A 4,785-nucleotide genomic window follows, 5' to 3' on the forward strand; every position below is an offset into this window, starting at 1 on the left:
GGTGGGTGATGGGATCCATCCCTCGGTCATGGCTGCAAAACTCGCTCTCGCTCAGGTGCAAGGTGGTCTGCAAATAGGTGGCTTGGCCGTTGCGCACCACGCAACACCGGCACCCCGGCTCCGTCGCGCCGATGAAGAGGGATCCCTGCCTCTTCACATGCACATCACACCCCTCTAGATAGGCTAGGTCGGCAGCCTGCAGTTGACTCAGTTGGTCTGCCCTTTCCCGAGCACAGCCCCGCCACCGCTGCGGCTCCAGAGGGCGGTAGTTGCGAATCACGATCCCAGCGCTTGCCTGAGTCAATTCCACCACCGCCTGCCGATAGGGATCTTCCAAATGGCCACTGTAGGCTTGCTCCACATAAAAGCCGATCCCGCCCAAAACTTGGGCCGGCAAGGGGCGGTAGGCCACTCGGATTTGGGCAAAAAACGGTGGATTCTCCCAGGCTTGCTCTTGGTTGCTGAAGTCTCCTGCCAACCAGCGCGCCATCTGCAGCAGCTCCGGGGAAGGAGTGCGATCCGACTCAATAGACATAAGCGGGCATCGAGAATTCTGTAAAGGTATGTACCGAAAATCTCCGGAGAGCAAGGGGAACCTTCTCAGATTTTGCCCCAACCTCAGGCCCGACCGAGGATTGCAGCAAGTGTTAAATTATGTATCCTTTATGAGAATGTTCGCTCCGATACTGAAAATGGATCCCTTGCAAGCTGCAAAGCCGCGATCGGGGCTGACATCTTTGTTCATGTTGTAAAGCTAGGCAAAGAAACATTCTCTTTTGTAAAAAACTACTCCCGCGAAGGACAGGGAGAACAGCCTGGGATCCGAGATGGGAAGCAGGTTGGAAACCGATCTAAGACCTTTTGCGCGAGGTAAAGCCGATTTACATTTTTTGATTTCATCGCTTCTTGCCTTCGCGGTAGAAAAAGACTGGAAACAAGGCGAGCCAGCTTCTCCTCGTCTGCCCAGTTGAGGTTGCCAGCAGCGGCTGAGGCTCCTTAGCCCAAGTCCGATCCCTTGGATGAAGGCCTGGATCTGGGAGCGAGCTTCGCTTGCTCATCTTGGTTCTATCGGCTTCGATCCCGTCGGCGGTTCTGTGAGTTAAACAGCACCTCTCGGCACTGGGGATCCAATCGGTGTTGCATTCCTGGCCGGCAGGTGCTCTCTTGTCCGCTGCAGGGAATGTGGATTCATAACCTCTTTTACTTTTGCTAGGGAGATTCAAAACCATGAACGATGTATTTGGCAAAGTGGTTGCACAAGCTGACTCCAAAGGCGCTTTTTTGGGAGAGAACGAGTTTGCCGCTCTCCAGCAGGTAATTGCCGAGGGGAACAAGCGTTTGGATGCTGTGAACCGCCTCACCAGCAATGCCTCCAAGATCGTGACCGATGCCATCCGTCAGTTGTTTGCCGAGGAGCCCAATTTGAACGCTCCCGGTGGGCCTGCCTACCCCAGCCGCAATGTGGCTGCCTGTATGCGGGACATGGACATTATTCTCCGCTACATCACCTACGCAGTGGCAGCCGGAGATGCCAGTGTGCTGAACGAGCGCTGCCTGAACGGCCTGCGGGAAACCTATCAAGCCTTGGGCACCCCCGGCAGCTCAGTGGCCAACGGTATCCAAAAGATGAAAAAGGCTGCGGTGGCGGTGGTAAACGACCCCAACGGCATCACCCGGGGTGACTGCAGCGCTCTGATTGCCGAAATCGAATCCTACTTCGATCGCGCTGCTGCCGCTGTGGTTTGATCCCTTGTGGACTGAAGTTTCTGTTGTGTCCGGATCCAGTTGTGAAGACCTCTCTGGGATCTAAGACAACTCGGGTTGGCAGGGGATCCCTGGAAAAGTAACCTGTTTTGCAGCGATTTTGCAGTTGAGACTTTGAATCTTTTGCTTTGTTTTTTGCATTGAGCTTGAGTTAAGTAAAGGAGCGTTTTGAATCATGCAAACCCCAATTGTTGACGCCATCGCCACTGCCGACAGCCAAGGGCGCTACCTGAGCAACAGCGAATTGCAGGCCATCAATGGCCGTTTTCAGCGGGCTGCCGCCAGCATGGAAGCCGCCCGAGTTCTGAGCAGCCGTGCCGACGAGCTGGTGCGCGGTGCCACCGAAGCGGTTTACGCCAAGTTCCCCTACACCACCCAACCCGGTGGGCAGTGCCACACCCAAGCCGGCAAAGACAAGTGCGCCCGCGACGTGCGCCACTACCTGCGCTACATCACCTACTGCTTGGTAGCCGGTGGCACCGGTCCTCTGGACGAGTATCAGTTGGCCGGGATCCGCGAGATCAACGCCGCTTTTGAACTCTCCCCCAGTTGGTTCATCGAAGCCCTGCGCTACATCAAAGCCAACCACGGCCTGACCGGGCAAGCGGCCACCGAAGCCAACACCTACATCGACTACGCCATCAACGCGCTCAGCTAAACCCTTGGCTTGGGATCCCTCTAAAAGGGCGACGCCGGCTAGCCAGTTGGCTCATCCCATAAACCAGGGGGGATGGCGAGGGAAGGTTGTTGAGGGCAACGGTGGTGAGCCTGCTACGTTGCGGAGAGATACGTTTGACCACGTGGGTTTGCGGATCAGTCTCCCCAATAGGAAGGCGCCACTGTTGCTCTTCTGCAGCTTGGGGCTGCCGATTTTTGATTTCTAATTTTAGTTTTCGATTTCTACAGTCGTTTCAGGCTAGGGTGAGACGCCTGGGCTATTGATCGCGCCAGCGGGACGGAGTCCTTGAAAAGCCTTTTGGCCCCCTGCATTATTGCTCCGCAACGCCGACGCGACGACGCAACCAACACTTTAGGTGTGGGTGCAATGTCCTAGCTTGAATCGAAATGACCCTAAACGCAAGCTTGTTCTCAATCTGTGTCCATTCAGTTCAATCGGGGGAATTAGCATGAGTGCAATTACAGCGGCAAGCCGGATGGGGATCCGGGGCATTACGGAGACCACCCCACTGGAGTTGCGCCCCAACGCCAGCCAGGATCAGCTCAATGCGGTGCTGCGGGCCATCTACCGTCAGGTGCTGGGCAACGACCATTTGTTTGGGGCCGATAGGAAGGAGCTAGCCAGTGCGGAATCGCTGCTGCGCCAGGGCAGCCTGACGGTGCGGGAGTTTGTGCGATTGATCGCCAAGTCCGAAGCCTACAAAAAGCGGTTTTTCTACCCCAACTCGCAAACCCGGGCCATCGAGCTCAATTTCAAGCATCTGCTGGGACGCGCTCCCACCAGCCCCAAAGACATCGCCCGCCATTTGGACATCTACCAATCTGGCGGCCACAGCGCGGAGATCGATTCCTACATCGACAGCCCAGAATACCTAGAAGCTTTTGGAGACAACATCGTCCCCTACCCGCGTGGGTTTGAATACCGCAAGGCTCATTCCACCCGCGACTTTACCAATCTCTTCGCTCTCTACGGGGGCTACGCCAACAACGATCGCTCCCAAGGGCCCAGACCCCGTCTGATGATGCCTTTGGCCACCGGGTTTACCCCGGCCATTCGCCGCATTGGGGTGCGGGGCCTGCTGCCGCCCAGCCCCATTTCCAAACACCTGGGGCCGCCAACGGGCCAGTCGGATCGCATGTTCTGTGTGGAAGTGACCCGGCTGCTGAATCCGCCTTCGGCGCTGGCCACTTCCAGCCGAGTGCGCAAATCCAACCAGCAGATTTTCGTCTCTGCCGATCAACTGTCGGCGACAATGCAGCGGTTGCTCAAATCGGGCGCCAAGATCGTCAGTGTCCGCAGCGCTTGATCCCTTCTCGGTGTCTTCTCCGTTGTCGATTCCATGACCACTGCTGTTCCTCTGGATCCCGATCCATCGGTGGATCTCACCCCGGCTGGACAAATCGCCAAGCTGCGCCACGGGGATCCGGGGGAACGCTACTATGCCGCTTGGTGGCTGGGACGCATGCGCATCGTCGAAGGGATCCCGGCCCTGATCGAGGCCCTGGCCGATGAAACGGATCGCACCGCTCAAGGGGGATATCCGCTGCGGCGCAACGCTGCTCGTGCTTTGGGTAAACTGGGATCCCTCGCCGGGATCCCTCCCCTGAAGGCGGCTTTGTCTTGCTCTGATGGCCAAGTGGTGGCAGCGGCTGCCCAGGCGCTGGTTGAGATTGCCCTTGCCAACAACCTCCATAGGGATCCCGACGAAGTGGAAAAGCTGGGATCCGCTTTGCTGGAAGGGCTGCGCCGTGTGGAGCGAGGACTGCAAACAGAAGCCCAAGCCGCCCTAGAGGCCATTATCGAGGCTCTTGGACAACTGCAGGTGGCTGCTGCCCTGGAGCCAATTCGTCCTTACCTAGAGCACACTTCCATCCGTTTGCAATGTGCGGCGGCACGGGCCTGCTATCGTCTCACTGGGGATCCGACTTTTGCTCAGCGCCTGCTGTCGGTGTTGAATCACCACAACATCCATCTGCGGCGGGCTGCCCTTTTGGATTTGGGGGCCAGTGGCTATTTGCCGGCAGCACAAGCCATTGCGGTGGCGGCGGTGGAGGTCAACCTGAAGCTTCTTGCCCTCAAACAGTTGGTGGAGATCAACCTGGAACAACATCAAAGGATCCCCGGTGCTGAGCTGCAGCAGGTGCTCCGGCTGATCGACGAGCTGCTGTGAGCGGTGGTGCTTCTGGGCCCTTGCTGTTCACATTAGCGGGACGGAGTCCTTTGCAACTGACCTATCAAGGCATTGCCCATGAGTTTGTGCATCCCTCTGCAGCGATTCAAAGCCGTCAGAATCTGTCCGCTCGGCACCAGGGTTGGGCTCCGTGGCTGTAGCACTGCCTCAG

Annotated in this window: 5 protein-coding genes; 4 read left to right on the plus strand and 1 reads right to left on the minus strand. The window is 57.5% G+C overall.

Annotated elements, in window-relative coordinates; genetic code table 11:
* The coding region (locus NW820_RS06665) for a chromophore lyase CpcT/CpeT (RefSeq protein ID WP_414407036.1) at window positions 1–535 on the minus strand (535 nt) is incomplete at its 3' end.
* Between the two features lie 692 nt (window positions 536–1,227).
* Here NW820_RS06665 and NW820_RS06670 point away from each other — a divergent pair.
* The 4 genes from NW820_RS06670 to NW820_RS06685 all read left to right on the plus strand — a co-directional run bounded on the left by NW820_RS06670 (window position 1,228) and on the right by NW820_RS06685 (window position 4,613).
* Window positions 1,228–1,746, plus strand: a complete 519-nt coding sequence (locus NW820_RS06670) for a phycocyanin subunit beta (protein WP_011434282.1) — start codon at window positions 1,228–1,230, stop codon at window positions 1,744–1,746.
* Between the two features lie 193 nt (window positions 1,747–1,939).
* Window positions 1,940–2,422: a phycocyanin subunit alpha gene (locus NW820_RS06675; RefSeq protein WP_011434281.1), complete on the plus strand. Its 483-nt coding sequence runs from the start codon at window positions 1,940–1,942 to the stop codon at window positions 2,420–2,422.
* A gap of 469 nt (window positions 2,423–2,891) precedes the next feature.
* Window positions 2,892–3,749 carry a phycobilisome rod-core linker polypeptide gene (locus tag NW820_RS06680; RefSeq protein WP_011434279.1) on the plus strand — a complete coding sequence of 286 codons (858 nt, stop codon included), beginning with the start codon at window positions 2,892–2,894 and terminating at the stop codon, window positions 3,747–3,749.
* A gap of 33 nt (window positions 3,750–3,782) precedes the next feature.
* Window positions 3,783–4,613 carry a HEAT repeat domain-containing protein gene (locus NW820_RS06685; protein WP_414407037.1) on the plus strand — a complete coding sequence of 277 codons (831 nt, stop codon included), beginning with the start codon at window positions 3,783–3,785 and terminating at the stop codon, window positions 4,611–4,613.
* Window positions 4,614–4,785 lie beyond the last annotated feature (172 nt).

This window comes from Synechococcus sp. R55.7 (assembly GCF_047461955.1).
GTDB lineage: Bacteria > Cyanobacteriota > Cyanobacteriia > Thermostichales > Thermostichaceae > Thermostichus.